Source organism: Sphingopyxis selenitireducens (genome assembly GCF_051550705.1).
Classification (GTDB): Bacteria; Pseudomonadota; Alphaproteobacteria; order Sphingomonadales; family Sphingomonadaceae; genus Sphingopyxis.
Genome location: NZ_JBPULG010000003.1, coordinates 286,281 through 306,287, shown reverse-complemented (window position 1 = coordinate 306,287; position 20,007 = coordinate 286,281). Strand labels below are relative to the sequence as shown.

General features: G+C 63.0%; 13 protein-coding genes. 3 read left to right on the top strand and 10 right to left on the bottom strand.

Features of this window, described 5'->3' with window-relative positions; all coding sequences use genetic code 11:
- Positions 1 to 13: 13 nt before the first annotated feature.
- Positions 14 to 736 carry an AAA family ATPase gene (locus ACSYDV_RS11430; RefSeq protein ID WP_438323940.1) on the bottom strand — a complete coding sequence of 241 codons (723 nt, stop codon included), beginning with the start codon at positions 734 to 736 and terminating at the stop codon, positions 14 to 16.
- Between the two features lie 254 nt (positions 737 to 990).
- Here ACSYDV_RS11430 and ACSYDV_RS11425 point away from each other — a divergent pair, with 254 nt between their 5' ends.
- On the top strand, positions 991 to 2,187 hold the full coding sequence (locus tag ACSYDV_RS11425; RefSeq protein ID WP_438323939.1) for an SPOR domain-containing protein: 1,197 nt from the start codon (positions 991 to 993) through the stop codon (positions 2,185 to 2,187).
- A 3-nt stretch (positions 2,188 to 2,190) separates the two neighbouring features.
- Here the strand turns inward: ACSYDV_RS11425 and ACSYDV_RS11420 are convergent, their stop codons facing one another.
- The 3 genes from ACSYDV_RS11420 to recF all read right to left on the bottom strand — a co-directional run bounded on the left by ACSYDV_RS11420 (position 2,191) and on the right by recF (position 6,318).
- Entirely contained in the window at positions 2,191 to 4,467 is a 2,277-nt protein-coding gene (locus ACSYDV_RS11420) for a penicillin acylase family protein (RefSeq protein ID WP_438323938.1), read from the bottom strand.
- 109 nt (positions 4,468 to 4,576) lie between these two features.
- The gene (locus ACSYDV_RS11415) at positions 4,577 to 5,146 is read right to left on the bottom strand and encodes a septal ring lytic transglycosylase RlpA family protein (protein ID WP_438323937.1); all 570 of its coding nucleotides are present in this window, start codon (positions 5,144 to 5,146) and stop codon (positions 4,577 to 4,579) included.
- A gap of 62 nt (positions 5,147 to 5,208) precedes the next feature.
- Positions 5,209 to 6,318, bottom strand: coding sequence for a DNA replication/repair protein RecF (gene recF / locus ACSYDV_RS11410; RefSeq protein ID WP_438323936.1), 1,110 nt, complete (start codon positions 6,316 to 6,318; stop codon positions 5,209 to 5,211).
- Positions 6,319 to 6,584: 266 nt separating this feature from the next.
- Between recF and ACSYDV_RS11405 the strand changes: the two genes are divergently transcribed.
- Both ACSYDV_RS11405 and ACSYDV_RS11400 read left to right on the top strand, forming a co-directional pair.
- Positions 6,585 to 6,713, top strand: a complete 129-nt coding sequence (locus tag ACSYDV_RS11405) for a hypothetical protein (protein WP_438323935.1) — start codon at positions 6,585 to 6,587, stop codon at positions 6,711 to 6,713.
- Between the two features lie 58 nt (positions 6,714 to 6,771).
- The gene (locus ACSYDV_RS11400) at positions 6,772 to 6,951 is read left to right on the top strand and encodes a PspC domain-containing protein (protein ID WP_438323934.1); all 180 of its coding nucleotides are present in this window, start codon (positions 6,772 to 6,774) and stop codon (positions 6,949 to 6,951) included.
- 136 nt (positions 6,952 to 7,087) lie between these two features.
- On the opposite strand, the gene ACSYDV_RS11395 is transcribed toward ACSYDV_RS11400, so the two are convergent.
- From ACSYDV_RS11395 to ACSYDV_RS11370, 6 genes are all read right to left on the bottom strand, one after another.
- Positions 7,088 to 7,717, bottom strand: a complete 630-nt coding sequence (locus ACSYDV_RS11395) for a LysE family translocator (protein WP_438323933.1) — start codon at positions 7,715 to 7,717, stop codon at positions 7,088 to 7,090.
- 158 nt (positions 7,718 to 7,875) lie between these two features.
- Entirely contained in the window at positions 7,876 to 12,159 is a 4,284-nt protein-coding gene (rpoC, locus tag ACSYDV_RS11390; RefSeq protein WP_438323932.1) for a DNA-directed RNA polymerase subunit beta', read from the bottom strand.
- 52 nt (positions 12,160 to 12,211) lie between these two features.
- Positions 12,212 to 16,390 carry a DNA-directed RNA polymerase subunit beta gene (rpoB, locus tag ACSYDV_RS11385; protein WP_438323931.1) on the bottom strand — a complete coding sequence of 1,393 codons (4,179 nt, stop codon included), beginning with the start codon at positions 16,388 to 16,390 and terminating at the stop codon, positions 12,212 to 12,214.
- A gap of 289 nt (positions 16,391 to 16,679) precedes the next feature.
- Positions 16,680 to 17,348 (bottom strand): DUF4197 domain-containing protein, encoded by a 669-nt coding sequence (locus ACSYDV_RS11380; protein ID WP_438323930.1) that lies wholly within the window; start codon positions 17,346 to 17,348, stop codon positions 16,680 to 16,682.
- Between the two features lie 160 nt (positions 17,349 to 17,508).
- Positions 17,509 to 19,293, bottom strand: coding sequence for a sensor domain-containing diguanylate cyclase (locus ACSYDV_RS11375; protein ID WP_438323928.1), 1,785 nt, complete (start codon positions 19,291 to 19,293; stop codon positions 17,509 to 17,511).
- 75 nt (positions 19,294 to 19,368) lie between these two features.
- A complete protein-coding gene (locus tag ACSYDV_RS11370) occupies positions 19,369 to 19,980 on the bottom strand; it encodes a TetR/AcrR family transcriptional regulator (protein WP_438323927.1) in 612 nt (203 codons plus the stop codon).
- Positions 19,981 to 20,007: the final 27 nt, after the last annotated feature.

Genomic DNA, 20,007 nt, shown 5'->3' with positions numbered 1-20,007 from the left:
TCCACTCCCTCTCTCACTGGCCCGCGATGCGGCGGCCGAAGCCACCACCCATCGGGCGGACTGCGCCATATCCAGCCTGCGCCGGGATCGGCGAGCTGAACACGGTGCGGCGGAAATTCTTTTCGAGGCGGTCGTTCATATAGGTCCAGAGCTGGCGGACCTCCTCGGCCGAGCGGCTGTTCGGATCGACCTCCATAACCGTGCGGCCGTCGATCATCGAGGCGGCATAGTCGGTGCGATGATGCAGGGTGATCGGGGCGACGGTGCCGTGCTGCGACAGTGCGACGGCGGCCTCACTCGTAATCTTGGCTTTCGGGGTTGCGCCATTGACGACGAACACCAGCGGCTTGCCGGCGCGTTCGCACAGATCGACGGTAGCCCCGACGGCGCGCAGATCATGCGGGCTCGGCCGGGTCGGCACGACGATCAGTTCGGCGACCGAAATCACGCTCTGGATCGCCATGGTGATCGCGGGCGGCGTGTCGATGACCGCCAGCTTGAAGCCTTGCTGGCGCAGGATTTCGAGGTCGGATGCCAGCCGCGCTACGGTGGTCTGAGCAAAGGCCGGAAGGTCGGTCTCGCGCTCGTTCCACCAGTCGGCGAGCGAGCCCTGCGGATCGATGTCGATCAGGACGACCGGCCCCGCGCCCGCGATCTGCGCCTGTACCGCGAGATGCCCCGACAGAGTGGTTTTACCCGACCCGCCCTTTTGTGAAGCCAATGCCAAAACGCGCACAGCCGTCCCCCTGATAAATCCACGAATTGGCGGTGGAATGCCATGAGGGGAGCTAAAATTGGGTTAACGATGATAAAATGATGGTGAACGATCCGTTGGCGGTGATGGTAAACAGAGGCGAAACGCCGCACTGTCCCATAACGGAGCAAAATTGGCGCTTTTAGGTTTCGCTAACATGATGTTAGCCATTTCCTTCTAAACGGCATGTCGGGACTGCCGCCGCCGCCGGGCGGCGCATGCCATTGGAGACTATAATGCGCATTTTCCGCACCGGCGTTTCGCTGGCCCTTTCCTTAGCTGCAGTCGCTGGATTTGCCGCGCCCGCACATGCCGACGTCAAGGCCGGTGTCGATGCGTGGCAGAGCGGTGATTACGAGGCGGCCGTCTCAGAATGGCGTCCGCTCGCGATCGCAGGCGACGCCGACGCGCAATTCAACCTGGGGCAAGCCTATAAGCTTGGCCGCGGCGTCCCGGCCGACCTGGTTCAGGCCGAAGGCTGGTATCGCCGCGCGGCCAAGCAGGGGCATTTGCAGGCCGAGGATAATCTGGGCCTCATCCTCTTCACCGCCAATCGCCGCGACGAGGCGATGCCTTTCATTCTGCGCTCGGCCGAGCGCGGCGAACCCCGCGCGCAATATGTTCTGGGCACCGCACATTTCAACGGCGACCTCGCCAGGGAAGATTGGCCACGCGCCTATGCACTGACCAAGCGCGCGAGCGATGCCGGCCTGACCCTCGCCTCGGCACGCCTCGTCCAGCTCGACCAGCTCATCCCACTCGAGCAACGCCAGCGCGGTCTCGCAATGCTGCCCGAGATCGAAAAGGCCGAACAGCGCGCACGTCTGGCCGCAGTCGGCGCAGCCGCACCGCCGCCAACCAAGGCTGCCGCCCCCTCGCCGATCAAGGTTGCGAGCGTCCCCCCCTCGGTCCCCGGCACCAGCTACACCCCGCCGCCGGTTGTCGCCGCGACGGCGCCCAAACCCGCGCCCACCCCGGCCGCCATCCGCGCTACCGAAGCGGCGACCGAAGCAACCGCGGCCGCAACGGCCGCCAAGACCGTGGAACCGCCATCAACTGCGCCCGGCACCAGCTATGCTGCGCCCCCCGAAAGCGGCACGACGCCGCCCGCGCAGGCGAAACCCGCGCCCGCGAAACCCGTGGTGCCGCCACAGCCCAAAGCGGTCATCGCAAAACCCGCTCCAGCACCGAACGCGGCCGCCAGTCCTTGGCGCGCGCAGCTCGGAGCCTTCGGGGTCGAGGGGAACGCCCGGAACCTGTGGGCGTCGCTCGAAAAGAAGAATCCGGCCTTCGCCGGGCGTCAGCCCTATCTGGTCAAAAGCGGCAAGATCACGCGACTGCAGGCCGGTGGTTTCGCGAACAAGGGCGAAGCCGAGAGTTTCTGCGTCACGGTCCGCAAAGGTGGTCAGGATTGCCTGGTCGTCGACAGATAGGCCTCACTCCCTGATACGAACCGGCTTGCTGCCGCCATCTGCCGCAATCTCTTTGGCGCTGAACGGCAGACGATGCCACTTTTTCGCCGAATAGAGGCGGGTCTGGTCGGCATAATGCGGCGATGCCGGATCGGTCGACTGCGAATAGGACAGCACCGCATCGGCCACCGGTCCCGCCGCGTCGAATCCGACGATCTGGATATAGCTCGACCCGTGGAACGGAATGACCCCGCCGGGCGCGGCCGCAGCGTTCTGAAGGTTCAGAACACCTGCAATTCCCTCGCCGCCATGCACCGGAATCCGTTCATTGCCGCGCGGCGCATATTGGACGTCGCCCCAGCGCGCGTCGAGTGCGATCCCTTCCTTGTCGAGTTGCGCCGTTGCCGCCGCGAGCGCCGCGAGCAGCTTCGTTCCGACCTCTCCCGTCGTCACCATGTCGCGCGGGGTGTGAACGGGGTCGGCGACGTCGAACTTCACCGCCCACAGGCCGGGCATCTTGTGGACGCTCTTCCAGAAGACCGTGAACAAATACGCCCCCCGGCTGTCGAGGTTGAAACGGCGATCCCAACCCTCCAGCGCCGCGCACCCACGCGCAACCTCGGCCTTGCCGCGGCACAGTTCGAGCAGCCGGTCGACCGTCAGGTCGGCGGCGAGGCTCTTGTTCGCCTGCGTCAGTTCCCTGGCGGCCGCATGGTCGATCTTGACCCCCGGCTTGCCGCCCTCGCCATTCAGCAAATGACCAACCTCGATGAAATTCGAGCGGCTACGCAGTGACAAGGTGCTCTCAGCCGCGCCCAATATCGGCGACAGCGGCTTGTGCGGCGCGCTGGCATTGCTCATCCAATAGCTGTCGTTGCTGTTGGTCACATAGTCGCGCCGCGCATAGACCGCCTGCGAAGCCGCGGGCAGCAGCCCCGGAATCGGCGTGCCCGCAGCGACGTCCCAATCGCATTCGGCACGCGATCCGTCGAGCAGGGTCGCGAGACTGGCGGCGAGCGCCGAAAAGGGCGTCGCGCAGACCTCGATCTTGTCGCCGGACAAATTGGGAACGGCCGTCACGTCGGCGTGCAGCACATCGCCGTTGCGATCGGCAACGATCGTGTTGACCCATGGGATACCCAATGTTTCTTCGACCGCGGCGCGCACTTCGCCGACGCTCTTCGCCCGTGCGATACGAACCCACGTCCCCAGTGCACGCTGGTTGCCGCTATTGACGTCGCGCATCGCAAAGGCGGTCGTTCCGTTCCACGTCAGCCCGGAGGACGGCAGTGCGACGAGCGCCCCGAAACGCGTCGTATAGAGCGTGCGGACGACCGGCGCAGCGCCCTCGCCCACCGGCACGCTGATCGTTCGCGTGCCCATTTTTTCGGGCTTGCCGTCGACCAGATAGGCGGTGGGATCGGCGGGATCGAGCTTCAGCTGAAACAGCGTGAAATGGCGCGCCGCGGTCACGGTATGCGTCCATGCAATGTCGCGATTGAAACCGAGTATCGGCAGCGGCGTCCCCGCCAGACCGACCCCCATCGTATCGACCTGCCCCGGGATCGTCACATGCATCTGCCAGAAACGGTTGGGGCCGTTCCAAGGGAAATGGGGATTGCCGATCAGCAATCCGCGGCCGTCCGCCGTCGTATCGGCACCGAACGCCCAGCCGTTGCTGCCGAAGCGCGCATCATCGGGGCCAGGCAACCTGTCCGGCAGGCTCGCAACCGCCTTGCCCGGCGGTGCGGCGTTGGCAATTCCGTTCGCCAGCGCCAGCGACCCTGCCAGCAGCATCGTCTTTTCATTGAGCCGCAGCAGATCGTCGCTGCTGATCGGTCGCACCCACGCCTTGCCGCGGCACCCTTCGGGAACGCCGTTGGGGCCAATCTCGCGCAGCCAGCGATTATATCCGGCGACATAGCCGTCGACCATCGACGCCATCTCGGGCCCCTGCGCCACCGCGCCCGCGCGCAGGCGCGGCAGGTCGATCGTCGCGCGGAAAAACACGTCGGACGACAGATTGTCGATTTCACTGAACCCCAGCACCGCCTTGTTCGCTGCACCGAAATACAGCGACCGCTCGCCCGCCACCGTCGCAAATTCCTCTGCAATCATGCACAGATTATCCTGCGCATAGGCATAGCCGACGCCATAGCCCAGTCCGCGCCAATCCCTGGCTTTGATATGCGGAATGCCATAGGTTGTCCGCACGATCGTTGCGTCGAAGCCATCCTTCGCCGCTGCCGGGGCGATCGTCGCTGCACCGGCCAGAGCCGTCGCTACTACCCATTTCATCATACGGAAATTCCTCGATAATTGACGTCGTCCGCAAGCGGACCAGTTAGTTTGCAAGTGGCATGCGGTGCGCGGAAACGTCAAGCTCCCTTATTGACATTCATGTCCATATCTACCGCTCGCCAGTCGAAGCCTGCCCTCGCAGCCGCTCGAGCTCGCGGCTCTCAACAGGCGCCAGCGCAGCGGCGGACTTGCCCTCGCGCAGCCGCTTGCGATCCTTTTCCGACGGTTCGACGCGGCGCACGCGGACCATCGCATGGCCCTGCGCCTTGATGCCCAATTCTTCCGCCGCGCCGCGCGACAGATCGATGATCCGCCCCGCCGCGAACGGTCCGCGATCATTGACCCGCACGATGATCCGCCGCCCGGTATCGAGCGCTGTCACCTCCACATAGGTCGGCAAGGGCAAGGTCGTGTGCGCGGCGGTGATCCAGGCGGGACGGAATTTCTCGCCATTGGCGGTGCGGTTGCCCGACTCATTCCCGTACCAGCTCGCATAGCCCGTCCGGTCATAGGCCGGCGCCGCTGCAGGTACAAAAGTTGCACCGCGAACCGTATAAGCCGGCCCGATCCGAACCGGCGTATCGCTCACCGCTCTAAAACCGCCACTCCCTGCGCAGGCCGAGAGCATCAGGGAGAGCCCTGCGGCGCACACCAATCGGATCGTTGAATATATGGGCATTCGTAACGCCCTAGAGATAGCCGGCGTCGGGATAAAGTCCTTTGGCGGCTTCCAGTCGCGCCCTATCCGGCTGCGATCCGTCCGCCGGTAATGCGAAACCGCGTCACCGGCCCCGGCATGTTGGCGAAAAGCGCCGCCTCGGTTCCGGTGAGCCACGCCTGCCCACCCTGCCCCGCCAGTCGCTCGTAAAGAGCGCCCCGCCGCAGCGGGTCGAGATGCGCCGCAACTTCGTCGAGCAGCAACAGCGGGCGCCTGTCCCGCGCCCGCGCGACGCAATCGCTGTGCGCGAGGATGAGCGATAACAGCATCGCCTTTTGCTCGCCCGTTGAGCAGCGGGCGGCGCCGCGGCCCGTCGACGCGTGGACGGCAGACAAGTCGTCGCGGTGCGGCCCAGCAGTTGCGCGTCCCGCCGCCGCATCGATCCGCCGTCGGCTGGCGAATAATGCCTTCAATGCCTCAATCTCATGCGGCGCTTCCCGCGCGGCGCCTTCGCTGTCCATCAGCGTCAACAGCGGGCGCGCGAAGGGCGCGTCGGGCTGCCCCGCCAGTTCAGCCGACAGCGCGCCCAGCATCGACTGCCGCGCCGCATCCATCGCCGCGCCATGTTCGGCGAGTTGCGCCTCGAGGCTGGCCAGCCATTGCGAGTCGGCGGACGACGCATCGGCGAGTAATTTTCCGCGCGCGCGCAAGGCTGCTTCATAACGATTGCTGTGCTGCGCATGTTTGGGATCGAGTGCGAGCACCAGCCGGTCGAGAAAGCGTCGCCGGTTCCCCGCAGTCTCGACGAACAGACGGTCCATGGCGGGCGTCAGCCACAGCACCGCGACCCACTCCCCGAGCGACGCGGCAGCGGCCGACGCACCATTGATCCGCACGATCCGGCGTCCGGGATGCGCGGGCTCGATTCCCGTCCCAAGCGCGACCGGCGACAGGTCGGCGCCCGCCTGCACTTCGGCAAAGATCGCAAAGCCGCCGCTCGCGCCGTCGCGCACCATGTCCGACAACGCAGCACGGCGCAGTCCGCGCCCCTGCGTCAGCAGCGAGATCGCCTCCAATATATTGGTCTTGCCCGCGCCATTGTCTCCGTGAAGCGCAACCAGCCCGGCATCCGCCGCCAGGTCCGCGCCGGCATGATTGCGAAAATCGGTCAGCGAAAGGCGGATGAGCGTCATGTCGCCGTCGTCCTAGGGGATTTCGCGGCTTGAAGGAAAGAACAGTTTCCCCCTCCCGCTTGGGGTTGGCGCGCCGCTCACGATCATCTGATAAATTTCCCGTAATTGGGAAATTACACCATGATGAAGTAATTTTCACGCAGAACAGAAATGCCTGTGGCAGAAAAATCGCGCTTAACCGCCAATGAATGAAACTGGCACGCCTCCTGCATTACCTTTGGCATCCCCGGATGCTCCGGCGGAAAGGATACAGGAAGGATAATATCATGCCATATTTCAACATCGACTCGCTCCGCAGCTACGCCGTCGCCGCCATTGCTTCGGTCTATTGCTCGGTCATGCTTCTTGCCGTTGCCGGTCAGAATGGCGCGCAGGTTGGTTCGCTGGTCATCTGACCAGCAACCTTCCCACCCCCAAAAAACGCCGGCACCCGCCGGGACAGAAAGGAAAGAAATGAAACAGGGTTTTCGCAAGAATCGTCGCGATGGCGTAATCTTCGGCGTATGCGCCGGGATGGCAGACCAGTTCGGCTTCGACGTCTTGTGGACGCGCGTCGCCTTCGTGGCTTTGACGCTCCTGGGCTTCGGCCTGCCGCTGCTGCTGTACCTCGCCGTCGCGATCCTCGCCCCCTAGGACAGCCCGGGCCGGACGCAAGCCAGCGGTCGCACCGGCCCGCATATCCCCAGAAACAAGGGCTCACCGGCCACCCCGGTGGGCCCTTTTCCATTTGCCCCGCTTCTCAGGCTTCGGGGCTCCCTGAGAATTCCGCTCAGCGAGCCGAGGACGTCGCCAGCTTCAGGCCGAATGCGACAAAAACGCCGCCGGTCATTCGATCCAGCGCCTTGATCGCCTTCGGCTTTCGCAGAAACCTCCCAAGCGGCACCGTCGCAGCGATCAGAACCGCGAACCAGATGAGGGTCAGCAATATGTGCACCCCCGCAAGGAAGAAGGAATATCCGGCCACGTCCGCCCCTGCCGGTACGAACTGAGGCAGGAAGGTTATGTAGAACACGCCGATTTTCGGGTTCAGCATGTTCGTCAGGAAACCCTTTCCGAAAGCATCGCGACGACTGTTGGCGCCGGGCACTTCCGCTACCGAGTTCAATGCCTCCCGCGGGGAAAGCAGAAGTTTCGCGCCCAGCCAGACAAGATAGGCAGCTCCCGCGAATATGAGAACCGCGTAGGCCAGCTCCGATGCGCGCAGCACGACGCCAAGACCCAGAGACACGGCAGCGCCCCAGATAAGGCAACCGAGAACAATGCCGGCGGAGGCGGCAGCACCCGCGCGGCGGCCATCGACAGTCGCGGCCCGGAGCACCATCGCCGTGTCGACACCGGGCGTCACCGTCAGGATGGTGGCAGCAGCCAGAAAGGCGAGGAACAGCGGGAGGTCGATCATGCGCCCACATTACCATTACCGTCACCCGTCATCCAACCGAAACCGACGGAAACGAGCGCGCCGCTCCCTGGGCCGAAGCAACCGCAGCATCATAAAGAAAAAGCCCCGCCGGATCGCTCCGGCGGGGCTTATTTCTGTCAGCCATCAGGCCGAGGAGCTTATTCCTCGCCGTCGGCTTCCGGACGATCTTCCACCATCACATCGTCGGTGGTGAAGTCTTCGCCCTGGACCTTGCCCAGCGGATCGTCGCCAATCGCGGCTTCGGGGCCCTGCGCCAGTTCGGCGGCATGCTCTTCGGCAGCGGTCTTCGGTGCGATCAGATGCTCCTGGTTCGCGGCGCGCATGGCGGCACGAAGAGCAGCATCCTTCGACGAGGCGGTAACGCGAACGCGGTTCATCGCAGCGCCGGTACCCGCCGGAATGAGGCGGCCGACGATGACGTTTTCCTTGAGGCCCTGCAGCGAGTCGATCTTGCCCTGCACCGAAGCCTCGGTGAGCACACGGGTCGTCTCCTGGAAGGACGCCGCCGAAACGAAGCTGCGCGTCTGCAGGCTCGCCTTGGTGATGCCGAGAAGGACCGGACGCCCGACAGCGGGACGGCCATTCTTCGGCAGCTTGGCGTTATATTCCATCATCTCCAGATAATCGAGCTGTTCGGCCGGCAGCAACGTGGTGTCGCCGCCGTCGGTGATCTCGACCTTCTGCAGCATCTGGCGAACGATCACCTCGATGTGCTTGTCGTTGATCTTCACGCCCTGCAGTCGGTAAACTTCCTGGATTTCCGCGACCAGATACTCGGCCAGTGCTTCCACGCCCATGACGTCGAGGATGTCGTGCGGGTTCGGCGAACCGCTGATCAGCGCGTCGCCACGCTTGACCTGATCGCCTTCCTGCACTTCGAGGACCTTCGACTTGGGAATGAGATACTCGATCGAATCGCCTTCTTCGGGAACGATCGCGATCTTGCGCTTCGCCTTGTAATCCTTGACGAATTCGATGCGGCCGCTGATCTTAGCGATCACCGCATTGTCCTTCGGGATGCGCGCTTCGAACAGCTCGGCAACACGCGGCAGACCGCCGGTGATGTCGCGCGTCTTCGACGCTTCGCGGCTGACACGCGCCAGAACGTCGCCTGCCTGCACTTCCTGACCGTCCTCGACCGACAACATCGTGCCGACTGCGAGCAGATAGCGTGCCGCTTCACCCGACTGATCGTCGAGCAGGGTGAGGCGCGGCTGAAGATCTTCCTTCTTGCTGCGCCCCGCGGAGCGATATTCGATCACGACGCGCTGGGCGATACCCGTTGCTTCATCGACCTGTTCGATCAGGGTCTTGGTATCTTCCAGATCCTGATACTTCACAACGCCCTGCTTTTCGGTGATCAGCGGCATGGTGAACGGATCCCATTCGGCAATCCGGTCACCCTTCTTCACCTTGTCGCCATCCTTGTGGATGATGTGCGCACCATAGGGCAGCTTGTGCGACGCGCGTTCGCGGCCTTCGCTGTCGATGATCGCAATTTCACCCGAACGCGCCAGCGCCAGACGGCGACCACGCTGATCGACGATCGTCGGCATGTCACGATATTCGATCGTGCCGTCCGAAATGGCTTCGGCGTTCGACTGTTCGTTGACCTGCGCCGCACCACCGATGTGGAAGGTACGCATCGTCAGCTGCGTGCCGGGTTCACCGATCGACTGTGCAGCGATAACGCCGACAGCTTCACCGATGTTGACCGGCGTACCGCGCGCAAGGTCACGGCCATAGCATTTGCCGCAGACACCCAGCACCGCTTCGCAAACCAGCGGCGAACGGATCTTGACCGCCTGAACCTCGGCGTCTTCGATCAGTTGCGTCGTCGGTTCGTCGAGCAGCGTGCCGACGGGGGCGATGACATTGCCGTCCTTGTCGACGACGTCCTCGAGCGTCGTGCGGCCCAGGATACGCTCACCCAGCGAAGCGATCGTCGAACCGCCCTGGATGATCGCGCGCATTTCCATGCCGCGGGTCGTGCCGCAATCTTCCTCGATCACGACGCAATCCTGCGACACGTCGACCAGACGGCGGGTCAGGTAACCCGAGTTTGCCGTCTTGAGCGCCGTATCGGCAAGACCCTTACGCGCACCGTGGGTCGAGTTGAAATACTCGAGAACGGTGAGGCCTTCCTTGAAGTTCGAGATGATCGGCGTTTCGATGATCTCGCCCGACGGCTTGGCCATCAGGCCGCGCATACCCGCGAGCTGCTTCATCTGCGCCTGCGAACCACGAGCACCCGAGTGCGCCATCATATAGATGGAGTTGATCGGGGCCATGCGGCCATCGGGCAGCTTCGGCGTTGCACGAATTTCGTCCATCATCGCGTTCGCAACCTTGTCGCCGCACTGCGACCAGGCGTCGATGGCCTTGTTGTACTTTTCCTGCTGCGTGATCAGGCCGTCCTGATACTGCTGCTCGAAATCCTTCACCAGCGCGCGGGTTTCGTCGACCATCCCTTCCTTCGACGCCGGAATGATCATGTCATCCTTGCCGAACGAGATGCCCGCCTTGAACGCGTGACGGAAGCCCAACGCCATGATGGCGTCGGCGAACAGCACGGTCTCTTTCTGGCCGGTGTGACGATAGACCTGATCGATCACGTCGCCGATTTCCTTCTTCGTCAACACGCGGTTGACGACGTCGAAGGGTACGGTGTGCGATTTGGGCAGGCATTCGGCGATCAGCATGCGTCCCGGGGTCGTTTCGAAGCGCTTGAAATATTCATTGCCCTTCTCGTCGGTCTGCGGAACGCGGCTGATCACCTTGGTGTGCAGCGTGACCGCGCCGATGTGGAGCGCCTGATGCACTTCGGCCATGTCGGCGAGCAACATGCCCTCGCCCGGTTCGCCGTCGCGCTCCAGCGAGAGATAATAGAGACCAAGCACCATGTCCTGCGACGGAACGATGATCGGCTTGCCGTTCGCGGGGCTGAGGATGTTGTTGGTCGACATCATAAGAACGCGGCATTCCAGCTGCGCCTCGAGGCTCAGCGGAACGTGAACGGCCATCTGGTCACCGTCGAAGTCGGCGTTGAAGGCCGAGCAGACCAGCGGGTGAAGCTGGATCGCCTTGCCCTCGATCAGCACCGGCTCGAACGCCTGGATGCCCAGACGGTGGAGCGTCGGCGCGCGGTTCAGCATGACCGGGTGCTCGCGAATGACTTCGTCGAGGATGTCCCAGACTTCCTTGCGTTCCTTTTCGACCCACTTCTTCGCCTGCTTCAGGGTCATCGACAGACCCTTGGCATCGAGACGGGCGTAGATGAACGGCTTGAACAGTTCGAGCGCCATCTTCTTCGGCAGGCCGCACTGGTGCAGCTTGAGTTCGGGACCGGTCACGATGACCGAACGGCCCGAATAGTCGACGCGCTTGCCGAGCAGGTTCTGACGGAAGCGGCCCTGCTTGCCCTTGAGCATGTCGGACAGCGACTTCAGCGGACGCTTGTTTGCGCCCGTGATCGTGCGGCCGCGGCGGCCGTTGTCGAACAAGGCGTCAACGGCTTCCTGCAGCATGCGCTTTTCGTTGCGGACGATGATGTCCGGCGCGCGCAGTTCCATCAATCGCTTGAGGCGGTTGTTGCGGTTGATCACGCGGCGGTAAAGATCGTTAAGATCGCTTGTAGCGAAGCGACCACCGTCGAGCGGCACCAGCGGGCGCAGTTCGGGCGGGATCACGGGGACGACTTCGAGGATCATCCATTCGGGACGGTTGCCCGATTCGATGAAGCTCTCGACGACCTTCAGGCGCTTGATGATCTTCTTCGGCTTCAGTTCCGACTTGGTCGTCGCCAGATCTTCGAGAAGATCGACGCGTTCCTGTTCGAGATCGAGATTTTCGAGCAGCACGCGGATCGCTTCTGCACCGATGCCGGCGCTGAAGGCGTCTTCGCCATGCTCATCCTGCGCGTCGAGCAGCTCGTCTTCGGTCAGCAGCTGGAACTTCTCGAGCGGCGTCAGGCCGGGTTCGAGAACGATATAGGCTTCGAAATAGAGGACGCGCTCGAGCTGCTTCAGCTGCATGTCGAGCAGCAGGCCGATGCGCGAAGGCAGCGACTTCAGGAACCAGATGTGCGCGACGGGCGCGGCGAGCTCGATATGGCCCATGCGCTCGCGGCGGACCTTGGTCACCGTGACTTCGACACCGCACTTCTCGCAGACGATGCCCTTGTATTTCATACGCTTGTACTTGCCGCACAGGCATTCATAATCCTTGATCGGGCCAAAGATGCGCGCGCAGAACAAGCCATCACGCTCGGGCTTGAACGTGCGGTAGTTGATGGTTTCGGGCTTCTTGATCTCGCCGAACGACCACGAACGGATACGCTCGGGGCTCGCGATGCCGATCTTGATCATGTCGAAGGTTTCGGGCTTCGCGACCGGGTTCATGAAGTTGGTAAGCTGGTTCATAATCTAGCTCCACTGCCCCTCCCGCGCGGCGGGAGGGGTGAGGCAATATCTTTTACTCGGCGGCTTCGGGAAGAGCATCCGGGGCTTCGTCGGGATCCTGCTCCGCATAGGAGGAGAGTTCGACGTTGAGGCCCAGCGAGCGCATTTCCTTGACGAGCACGTTGAAGCTTTCGGGAATGCCGGCCTCGAAGGTGTCGTCGCCCTTGACGATCGCTTCGTAAACCTTGGTGCGGCCGATCACGTCATCGGACTTCACCGTCAGCATTTCCTGGAGCGTGTACGCCGCGCCATAGGCCTGGAGCGCCCAGACCTCCATTTCCCCGAAGCGCTGGCCACCGAACTGCGCCTTACCGCCCAGCGGCTGCTGGGTAACAAGCGAGTAGGGCCCGATCGAACGCGCGTGGATCTTGTCGTCGACAAGGTGATGGAGCTTCAACATATAGATGTAGCCCACGGTCACCTTGCGGTCGAACCGATCGCCGGTGCGGCCGTCGTAAAGGTCCGACTGACCCGATTCATGCAGCCCCGCAAGGGTCAGCATGTTGGTCACATCGGCTTCCTTGGCGCCGTCGAACACCGGGGTTGCGAACGGCACACCGACCTTCAGATTCTCCGCAAATTCGACGATGCTTTCGGCGCTGCGTGCCTGGATGTCGTCGACATATTCGGTGCCATAGACATGTTCCAGTGCTTCACGCACGGGCTCGGGCATCTGGCCGCCGGTCGCGTCGGGGTTGGCGTTGCGCCATTCCTCGAGTGCCACCGTCACCTTTTGACCCAGACCGCGCGAAGCCCAGCCAAGGTGGGTTTCAAGGATTTGCCCGACGTTCATGCGCGAAGGCACGCCCAGCGGGTTCAGCACGATATCGACATGCGTACCGTCTTCGAGGAACGGCATGTCCTCGACCGGCAGCATGCGCGAAATGACGCCCTTGTTGCCGTGACGGCCGGCCATCTTGTCGCCCGGCTGCAGCTTGCGCTTCACCGCGACGAAGACCTTGACCATCTTGAGCACGCCCGGCGCGAGTTCATCGCCGCGCTGCAGCTTTTCGACGCGATCTTCGTACTTCGCGTTGATGCGCTTGATCGCGTCGTCATACTGCGCCTTGATCGCTTCAAGCGCGGTCTGGCTATTGTCTTCGACGACAGCGAGCTTCCACCAGTCGGCGCGGTCGAGTTCGACCAGCATCTCTTCGGTGACAACATCGCCCTTCTTCAGGCCCTTCGGCACCGCGCTGGTCGTCTGACCGATCAGCAGGTCCTTGAGGCTGGAGAAGGTTGCACGGTTGAGGATTGCGCGCTCATCGTCGGCGTCCTGCTTCAGACGCTCGATTTCTTCGCGTTCGATCGCAATCGCGCGTTCGTCCTTGTCGATACCGTGACGGTTGAAGACGCGGACTTCGACGACCGTACCCGACACGCCCGGCGGCAGACGGAGCGAGGTGTCGCGCACATCGCTGGCCTTTTCGCCGAAGATCGCGCGCAGCAGCTTTTCTTCCGGCGTCATCGGCGATTCACCCTTGGGGGTGATCTTGCCGGCCAGAATGTCGCCCGGACCAACCTCGGCGCCGATGTAGACGATGCCCGCTTCGTCGAGGTTGCGCAGCGCTTCCTCGCCGACGTTCGGAATGTCGCGCGTGATGTCTTCCGGCCCGAGGCGCGTGTCGCGTGCAGTGACTTCGAATTCCTCGATGTGGATCGAGGTGAAGACGTCGTCCTTCACAATGCGTTCGCTGATGAGGATACTATCCTCATAGTTATAGCCGTTCCACGGCATGAACGCGACGAGGACGTTCTTACCCAGTGCCAGTTCGCCCAGTTCGGTCGACGGGCCGTCGGCGATGATGTCGCCGGTGCGGACGACTTCGCCCACCTTCACCAGCGGACGCTGGTTGATGCAGGTGTTCTGGTTGGAACGCTGGAACTTTTGCAGACGGTAGATGTCGACGCCCGACTTGCCGGGTTCGATCATGTCGGTTGCACGGATAACGATACGCGTCGCATCGACCTGATCGATGATGCCGCCGCGGCGCGCCGCGATGGCTGCGCCCGAGTCACGCGCAACGGTTTCTTCCATGCCGGTGCCGACCACGGGCGCTTCCGCACGCAGCAAAGGCACGGCCTGACGCTGCATGTTCGATCCCATGAGTGCGCGGTTGGCGTCATCGTTTTCGAGGAACGGAATGAGCGATGCCGCGACCGAAACCAGCTGCTTCGGCGACACGTCCATCAGGGTGATCTGGTCGCGCGGCGCCATCAGGAATTCGCCCGCTTCGCGTGCCGAGATCAGCTCGTCGATGAAGCTGCCGTCGTCGTTGAGATCGGCGTTCGCCTGCGCAACGGTGTGCTTCTGCTCTTCCATCGCCGACAGATAGACGACGTCGTTGGTCACCTTGCCGTCGATGATCTTGCGATACGGGGTTTCGATGAAGCCGTACTTGTTCACGCGCGCAAAGGTTGCGAGCGAGTTGATCAGACCGATGTTCGGGCCTTCCGGCGTTTCAATCGGGCAGATACGGCCATAGTGCGTCGGGTGAACGTCGCGGACTTCGAAGCCCGCACGCTCGCGCGTCAGACCGCCCGGCCCAAGCGCCGACACGCGGCGCTTGTGGGTGACTTCCGACAGCGGGTTGGTCTGATCCATGAACTGGCTGAGCTGCGACGAACCAAAGAATTCGCGCACCGCAGCAACCGCCGGCTTGGCGTTGATCAGGTCGTTCGGCATGACGGTCGACACGTCGACCGAGCTCATGCGCTCCTTCACGGCGCGCTCCATGCGGAGCAGACCGACGCGATACTGGTTTTCCAGAAGTTCGCCGACCGAACGGACACGACGGTTACCGAGGTTGTCGATATCGTCGATTTCGCCCTTGCCGTCCTTGAGGTTCACCAGTTCCTTGACCACGGCGAGAATATCCTCGCTGCGCAGGGTGGTGACCGTGTCCTCGGCGTCGAGGCCAAGGCGCATGTTGAGCTTGACGCGGCCGACAGCCGACAGGTCGTAACGCTCTGCGTCAAAGAACAGACCGCCGAACAAGGCTTCTGCGGTTTCGCGCGTCGGCGGCTCGCCGGGGCGCATGACGCGGTAGATGTCCGAAAGCGCCTGATCGCGATCCTCGGCCTTGTCGGCCTTCAGCGTGTTGCGGATCCACGGACCCGTGTTGTTGTGATCGATGTCGAGCAGCTCGAGCTTTTCGATGCCGGCGGCGTCGATCTTCTCGAGGTTTTCGGCCGACACTTCGTCACCGGCTTCGATGTAGATCTCGCCGGTCGACTCGTTGATCAGGTCATAGGCGCTGTAGCGGCCGAAGATTTCTTCGGTCGGGATCAGCAGCGTATCGAGACCATCCTTCGCGGCCTTGTTGGCAAGGCGCGGGCTGATCTTGTGGCCGGCAGCGAAGACGACTTCGCCGGTCTTGGCGTCGACGACGTCGAACGCGGGCTTCGCGCCGCGCCAGTTCTCGACCATGAACGGCACGCGCCAGCCGTTTTCGGCGCGCTCGAAGACCAGACGGTCATAGAAATGGTTGAGGATTTCCTCGCCCGACATGCCCAGCGCGTACAGCAGGCTGGTGACCGGCAGCTTGCGCTTGCGGTCGATACGGACGTTGACGATATCCTTGGCGTCGAATTCGAAATCAAGCCACGAACCGCGATACGGGATCACGCGCGCGGCGAACAGGAATTTGCCCGACGAGTGGGTCTTGCCGCGGTCATGGTCGAAGAGCACACCAGGCGAACGGTGCATCTGCGACACGATAACGCGCTCGGTACCATTGACAAAGAAGGTGCCGTTGCCGGTCATGAGCGGCATGTCGCCCATGTAAACGTCCTGCTCCTTGATATCGAGGACCGAGCGGGTGTCGGTTTCGCTGTCGACTTCAAAGACGATCAGACGCAGCGTGACCTTCATCGGTGCCGCATAGGTGATGCCGCGCTGGCGGCACTCGTCGACGTCATATTTCGGCGCTTCGAGTTCGTAGTGGACGAAGTCGAGCTCGGCGGTGCCGGCGAAATCGCGGATCGGAAAAACGCTGCGCAGCGTCTTTTCAAGGCCCGAGACATAGCCGATCGACGGATCGGACCGCAGGAACTGCTCATAGGATTCGCGCTGAACCTCGATGAGGTTGGGCATTTCCACGGCTTCGTGGATATTGCCGAACAGCTTGCGGATTCGCTTGGTCGCGGTTGCTTCGAGGGCCTTGCCCACCGACTTCGCCTTGGTCGCCATAAGTGATTGTCTCGCCTGTCAAAAATCAAAATCGCGAGCGCTCCGACGCGAAAAAAGCCGCAGGCAACCGTCGCCGGTTTACCGCAGCTTTCTAACGCCTGTCGAAATCCCAGCGACCTATCCGTACAGCCCGCTGCGCAAAGTCAGGCTCTATCTCGGACGATGGGGTGTGACGGCGATATAGGATTTGGGGCGCGCGCTGTCAACGGGAGCGCGGTGAAGTGATCGTGTAAGCGACAGCTTTGGGGTGGGAAGCGGACGTCGACCAAGGCGTCGCCCCCGGCAAACCCTAAAACACACCCTTCAGCAACGCCGCCGGGTTCCGGCGAAGCGCTGCCTCTTCGCCCGCCATATAATGGAAGATGCCCTTCAGCGCCTGTTCCGTCACAGATCGGGTCAACCCGTCGCGGGTCAGCCCCGCCGAGGCCATCAGCTGATTGCCCCTCGATAGCTGGTCGAGCTGGCGCCAGGCGCCGACATTTTCCAATGCCGAACCGATCAGCGGCGACACCTTGCCGAACAGCACGCTGCCCGCACTCGATTGAAGATAGCGCGTCGCCCCATCGTTCTTCGACACCAGCGCGGGCGCGTCAGTCCAGCGCAGATTGTCGATCGCGGCGCGAAACGCCGGCTTGGCTTCGCCCGCGGCGTGGCCGCCCGCATCGTTCAGGCTCCGGGTCAAATTGGTCGTGAGGCCCAGCCTGTCGCCCATGCCGAAAAGCTTCGAGGCCAGCTTACCGCCTGCACCCGGCAACAGGATGCGCACCGCAGTATCGCGATAAAAAGCGCCGGGCTCAGCCAATCTGTCGAGCGCGCTATCGGAAGCGCCCGCAATCAGACCCTTTACCCCGCTCTTCGGCAGCTTCGCCACGGCCCATGGCGCATGAGCGAGAGCCAGCATGCCGGCCGCGCCCGCGAATATCGCTCGCCGCCCGACCATTTCCTCGTCCCATTTCATAGCACGTCTTCCGCTGCCCTGCGTTCGAAGATCAGGCTAGCAGCAAAATTGCGGTCACCAAAGCCCGATACATGCATCGACATCGCCAAGCGCGCCGAAAACGGGCAACGCGCAGGCAGTTTCCTTACCCGTCTTGGCCCGCCAGATCGGGGCCGTCGGATCACGCCGCCATGCGGAGCCGGTTGCGGCCGGCCCGCTTGGCGTCATAGAGAGCCTTGTCGGCGCGCTGCAGCAGGTCTTCTACCGTCGCCTCACCCGCATAAATGGCGGCGCCGATGCTGACCGTCACCCTCGGCAACCCGCTGGTAGCGCCATCCTCCGTCTCGATCGTCTTGCGCACCCGCTCGGCAACCATTCCCGACGAGAGAGCGCTGTCGCCGCGCAGGATGCAGACAAATTCTTCGCCCCCGAAACGGCCGACCATATCCTCATCGCGAAGCGGCGCCTTGGCACGCTGCGCCACGCGGCGGATTACATTGTCGCCCACAGCATGGCCGTGGCTGTCGTTGATCCGCTTGAAATGATCGATATCGAAGATGGCGACCGCCAGCGGCGCGCCATTTTCGCGGGCGGCAGCGAGCGCCTCTTCGAGAAAGGCGAGCGTCTGGCGTCGATTGGGCAGACCGGTCAGCATGTCGGTGTTCGCAACCCGCTCGGCCGCGCTGCGCGCCGCTTCCAATATCCGGGCATTTTCGACCGTCTCGGTCACGTCCTGGATCGTTCCGAAAATACCGACAGCCACATCATTACGCCCCATTTCGATCGATCCGTGCGACTTGGCGTAGCGGACCTCGCCATCGGCGCGCATGATCCTTCCCTGAAATTCGAACGGCGCTCCGGTCGCGATAGACCGCTTCAGCACCGCACGCACGCGCACCCGGTCTTCTTCGATATAGCAGGCAAGGCTGCCCTCGACCGTCATTCCCGCGCCGGGCTCGAGCCCGTGGATGCGATAGGCCTGATCCGACCACTGGATCGTCCGGCGCAACAGATCGACGCGCCAGTGGCCAACCAACGCGACCGCTTCGGCCTGAAGCAGCCAGCGGTTGCTTTGCTCAAGCCGCTCGGCGAGCCGCTTGCGCACGACGATCAGCGCCGCGAGCGGCAGCGCGACGAACAGCATCGTCACCAGATAGAATTGCAGGAAGAAGATCCGGATCTTTGGCGCCGCGTCGATCGCGGCGATCGGACCGAGCCCCTGCCCGGTCAGGAACGAAGCGATGATCGCAACGATCAGCATCCCCGCCGCTGCGCCAAAGGGACCCAGCCGATAGGAGGCGAGGATCACCGCGACGCAGGGCAGAAAGGTCGCCGGAAAATTGGACTGCGAAAAGGACATCGCAGTGACCAGCGCCGCGCCGGTCAACATGGCTGCCGCTTCGCCCTGCATCGCAAGGGATAAGTTGTGCAGCGCGCCCGACGCGATCATTCGCGACAACATGACGATCGGCGGCGTGACGATCAGCAACCCCAGCGCGACCGTGGTCATCCACGAAAAGAAAAAGTCGCTGCCCCCGCCGGTCAGCAGCGTGACGATCGCTGCGCTGGCGAGACTCGCCACCAAAGCCGCAAAACAGAAATTCCCGACCGTGCGCGGCACCATGAAGGAAATCGCCCCCGGCTCGCGGCGGCGCAGCAGCCACAGCGCAATCATGGCTTCGGAACCATTGGCCAGCGTGAAAGCCGTCGCGGTCGGCAGCGACGCCCCGCTCAGCATATTGGCCGCGAGGCTGGCGGCAACCATTCCCGCAAAGGACGCGATGCGCATCCCCGTCGGCATCAGCAACAGCAACGCCAAAAAGAATCCGCTGGGCGGCCACATCGCAGCGATATTGTCGGCGCCCTTGGTCGCATAGAGCGACAGGCTGGCCAGCAAGAAATAGCCGAGCATCGTCAGCAAAAGCCAGAACACTGGTTCGACTCTGGGGGTGAGCGATCGTGCCATGCCGCCACGCTACGAAAAGCTGGTAAAGATACAATGCACATAACGCGCAGGCGCTTTTCGGCCCGCCGGCTATGATCAGTCGATACCGCCGAAGGTCAGGCCGACGACCTCTTCGACCATGGCTTCGTCCCACGCGATCCGCTTGTCGAGGATCAGCATCGCGAGACCGTGGACGAGCGCCCAGGCGTGGAGCGCCGCGGTGTCGGGGTTTGCGACCCCCGGCAGCGCCTCGCTCACGCCTGCGCGCAAAAGATTATACGCGACTTCGCCGCCATCACCTTCACCCTCGGTATAGCGTTGGGGCCTCTGCCGCGTGAAACTCAACCGGAACACCGCAGGCTCGTCATGCGCAAAGCGGACGTAGGTAACGCCGGTCGCCCGGAAACCATGGCGCCCGCCGCCCGCCTTCAGCCACGCCTGCGCCTGCAATGCGCCCAACCGCCGCAGCCCCTCGTCGGCGAGGGCGTCGAGCAGCGCCTCCTTGTCGGGGAAATGACGATAAAGAGCGGTCGCACTGACGCCGACATCGCGCGCGAGGGCGCGTAGCCCCAGTTCGCCGTCATCGCCGTCGTGCAACCGCTTCATTCCCGCGGCAATCACCGCCGCGCGCAGGTCGCCATGATGATAGGCACGCGCTATTTTCCCGTCAGCTTCAATTATGTTGACACTGTTATCTTCGTTCGTCATGTTGTCACCGTAAACATTTCGAGTCGC

Coding starts and splice junctions, on each gene's coding strand:
- rpoB (WP_438323931.1), bottom strand. CDS start 16,390: ATGGCGACCAAGGCGAAGTCGGTGGGCAAGGCCCTCGAAGCAACCGCG.
- ACSYDV_RS11415 (WP_438323937.1), bottom strand. CDS start 5,146: ATGCCCATATATTCAACGATCCGATTGGTGTGCGCCGCAGGGCTCTCC.
- ACSYDV_RS11375 (WP_438323928.1), bottom strand. CDS start 19,293: ATGGCACGATCGCTCACCCCCAGAGTCGAACCAGTGTTCTGGCTTTTG.
- ACSYDV_RS11420 (WP_438323938.1), bottom strand. CDS start 4,467: ATGATGAAATGGGTAGTAGCGACGGCTCTGGCCGGTGCAGCGACGATC.
- ACSYDV_RS11405 (WP_438323935.1), top strand. CDS start 6,585: ATGCCATATTTCAACATCGACTCGCTCCGCAGCTACGCCGTCGCCGCC.
- ACSYDV_RS11425 (WP_438323939.1), top strand. CDS start 991: ATGCGCATTTTCCGCACCGGCGTTTCGCTGGCCCTTTCCTTAGCTGCA.
- rpoC (WP_438323932.1), bottom strand. CDS start 12,159: ATGAACCAGCTTACCAACTTCATGAACCCGGTCGCGAAGCCCGAAACC.
- ACSYDV_RS11400 (WP_438323934.1), top strand. CDS start 6,772: ATGAAACAGGGTTTTCGCAAGAATCGTCGCGATGGCGTAATCTTCGGC.
- ACSYDV_RS11395 (WP_438323933.1), bottom strand. CDS start 7,717: ATGATCGACCTCCCGCTGTTCCTCGCCTTTCTGGCTGCTGCCACCATC.
- ACSYDV_RS11380 (WP_438323930.1), bottom strand. CDS start 17,348: ATGAAATGGGACGAGGAAATGGTCGGGCGGCGAGCGATATTCGCGGGC.
- ACSYDV_RS11370 (WP_438323927.1), bottom strand. CDS start 19,980: ATGACGAACGAAGATAACAGTGTCAACATAATTGAAGCTGACGGGAAA.
- recF (WP_438323936.1), bottom strand. CDS start 6,318: ATGACGCTCATCCGCCTTTCGCTGACCGATTTTCGCAATCATGCCGGC.